Annotated in this window: 3 protein-coding genes; 2 read left to right on the top strand and 1 reads right to left on the bottom strand. The window is 46.6% G+C overall.

Going from position 1 to position 2,929, the window contains the following annotated elements; genetic code table 11:
* Positions 1 to 87: 87 nt before the first annotated feature.
* Positions 88 to 258: a hypothetical protein gene (locus tag L2082_RS18975; RefSeq protein WP_446012175.1), complete on the bottom strand. Its 171-nt coding sequence runs from the start codon at positions 256 to 258 to the stop codon at positions 88 to 90.
* Between the two features lie 855 nt (positions 259 to 1,113).
* On the opposite strand from L2082_RS18975, the gene L2082_RS18970 reads away from it, so the two are divergent.
* Positions 1,114 to 1,734 carry a Panacea domain-containing protein gene (locus tag L2082_RS18970; RefSeq protein ID WP_446012174.1) on the top strand — a complete coding sequence of 207 codons (621 nt, stop codon included), beginning with the start codon at positions 1,114 to 1,116 and terminating at the stop codon, positions 1,732 to 1,734.
* Positions 1,735 to 1,990: 256 nt separating this feature from the next.
* Positions 1,991 to 2,929 carry a ribosome small subunit-dependent GTPase A gene (rsgA, locus tag L2082_RS18965; RefSeq protein ID WP_446012173.1) on the top strand — a complete coding sequence of 313 codons (939 nt, stop codon included), beginning with the start codon at positions 1,991 to 1,993 and terminating at the stop codon, positions 2,927 to 2,929.

Raw genomic sequence — 2,929 nt, 5'->3', positions numbered from 1 at the left:
GTTGTCAAGGCAAGGGGTTAAACAACAGAGTATGCTTAAAATGTCCATTTTGTTCTCCTGAATGATTTATCGTTTACACAATAATAATCATCCAGAAGAGATTGACAATTGATTGGCGAAGGTATTGCGTTTTGCATCAATTAGTAATCTACCGATAAATCCCAGAGAAGCGGAAAAAACGAACAGTTCAAGCAGGATATCTTCAAGATGTTCCTGTTCTGCTTTTTTGGGGGCCGTGTTGTCCTTTTCCTTCTTCATGCTGCGGCCTCCTGCATCTCCGAACGGGTCATTCTGGAATTCGTGGCGGTGAGGTGTGCTGAGAGGTCTTTCATGGTGGGTCTCCTTAGTGAAAAGCTTCACCATTCTTCGCTTGCAAACGAAAAATGGCTGTTAAGCAGGTTGCAAGACCGCCACTAAGAACGGCAGACCCGGAGGTCTCCCACTCAACAGCCAAAGAGAGTGCGCTGAAAATAAGACACAGTACCGCCTGTGAATAATGAAAAAGCGGTTGTCCTCTTAGTGGTCGGGCTTGCAATCCCGGCCTACGGATTTTGCCGCAGGCAATGAACAAATTACAGAGGGAACGAACTGTGGTCAATAAAAAACATGATATGCCTCTGTCCTCAGTTATCAAGAGCAGGGAGACACCAAAGGCGACAGGGGGGGGGGGGCGACACCGGAAACGGGGTGTCTTTTTATAGCAATTCCCCTCTTTCCAAAAACCCCCACCCAAAACCCCCATACCTGGGACTTATAAAAATGCACTCCGGGCCTGTCTTAAAGTTCAGATGAAAGCCCAAGAATGCCCCCTTAAAGTTTCGTTTTCTTCCCACCCAAAACTTTCCACCCGGCTGAGTATTCAGGAGCATATAAGAGCATCATTGACCATTTTGGACTATTTGAGCAGATTTTTTTTACAGGTTTCGGTTTAGGTTTCCCCCCTGAAACCTCTCTGAGTACGCACTTCAGGCGGGCAGTTCAACGACGCAATGTAACTTCCTAAAACTTCACGCATTCTTTCAGAACAATTGACAACACATATACAACAGGATACAATAGTTATGTTGAACTAACTGTTTCCCCACAATCCGCGCAACAAACTATTTCTCAATTATGCAACAGGTCAACGCCGCCACACTCGCTGAATTCATCCTGATTTCTTATCCTGATAAGAATATCACTCCGATGAAATTGCAGAAACTTGCCTACTACGCAAAGGTATGGTCACTTGTTGCGGGCAGGCCGTGTACAGATGCCCTGTTTGAGCGGTGGGAATACGGCCCGGTGAACAGACCTATCTTTTTTTCCTATAAGGAGTTCAGCAAGCAGCCTATTCCAGCCCCTGCAACCCCTTCACAGCAGCACATAGCGGATGAAGATGCAGAGCTGTTGAAATTCATCCTTGATCATTATGTGAACCATTCCGCCGTGGCCCTGAGTGCGATGACGCATAAAGAAAAACCTTGGAAAGAGACACCACCTGATCAGGTCATTTCCGATCAGGCTATCCAGGATTACTATTCCACACTCTCCTTTGCAAAAAACTTTCAGGGGAAATCCTGGAAGGAAGGAACATACTATGTGCTGAAAACCAATTCCTGGTATTCATTCACAATGGATATGAGCGAAGAAGAGGCGGAAACCTATGCTTCATATCCTTCTTATGAAAACTACCTGGAGCGGCGGAAAAAGTCTGATCTGTCGGTACAACGCTTCATGCAAAAAATTTTCTGATTCACTTGTCTCACTCGCATGATGATAAACACGAAAGGGAATACCTTGCAGAGCTTATGCAGTATTTCCCTGTTACGCTTCCTCTCTCTCTCTCTTGATACGGCAGAAGAACAAATCAAGAACTCCTGCAACAACCAGCTAAACACTTTCTTTTTTTTTCAATCTCGGTAAAGTATATTACCTTATAAAAAAGATACGAGCTCATACCTGCTGCTATCCATGACATTGAACAAGGAACACGATACATCGACATCAAATGCATAGTATCCCCGAAAAATTATCAGCCATCGGCTTTGACCAGTCCCTCCTGCACAACGTGCCAGCGGAAGACCTGGAGCATTTCGAGCTGGCAAAGGTGGCAGCAGTGCATAAAGACAGCTATATCGTCACCACCGGAGAAAATAATGTCTCTGCGGAACTGGTGGGTAAGATCCTCTTCAACGCCTCCTCACCTTTGGATTACCCGGCAGTGGGTGATTGGGTTCTGACCAGTTTTTATGATAATGATACCCTGGCCATCATCCATGAACTCTTACCGCGCAACTCCCTGCTCAAACGGAAAACTCCAGGCAAAAAAGTGGACTTCCAGCTCATTGCCGCCAATATTGATACGGCCTTCATTGTCCAGTCCCTGAATGAAAACTTCAACCTCCGCCGCCTGGAACGCTATCTGGTAATGGTACACGAGGCCGGGATTAATCCTGTGGTCCTGCTCAGCAAGAGTGACCTGCTGGATAATGATGACATTGCCATCAGAATTGCCGAGGTGCAAAGCATTGCCCCAGACATTGAGATTCTGTCTCTGAGCAGTGAAGATGGTTCCGGCCTGGACGATATCAAAGCAATGATGCAACCAGGCCAAACCTATTGCCTGCTGGGCTCATCAGGGGTTGGTAAGACCACCCTGCTCAACACCCTCATTGGCGAAGCACTCCATACAACCAAAACAGTGAGCAGCAAGGAGAGCAAGGGACGACATGCCACAACCCATCGGCAGCTGATCCGGCTGGGTTCCGGGGCCATGATTGTGGACACACCGGGGAGTAACCGTTCACCCCCCTCATTCCACACAAAAAAAGATTGGACAAAAAAAGAAGATCACGATAGTTTAAGGGTCACAACGTTTTTTACGAGATCTATCCACGTTCTGAGTTCGCATGCACCTATCCAGAGAAGAGTTGCGAAAAATAGATAA

The organism is Candidatus Electrothrix sp. (assembly GCF_052785085.1).
Note: the sequence above shows the minus strand (reverse complement) of the source record. Positions and strands in the feature narration are given on the sequence as shown.

Coding starts and splice junctions, on each gene's coding strand:
- L2082_RS18975 (WP_446012175.1), bottom strand. CDS start 258: ATGAAGAAGGAAAAGGACAACACGGCCCCCAAAAAAGCAGAACAGGAA.
- L2082_RS18970 (WP_446012174.1), top strand. CDS start 1,114: ATGCAACAGGTCAACGCCGCCACACTCGCTGAATTCATCCTGATTTCT.
- rsgA (WP_446012173.1), top strand. CDS start 1,991: ATGCATAGTATCCCCGAAAAATTATCAGCCATCGGCTTTGACCAGTCC.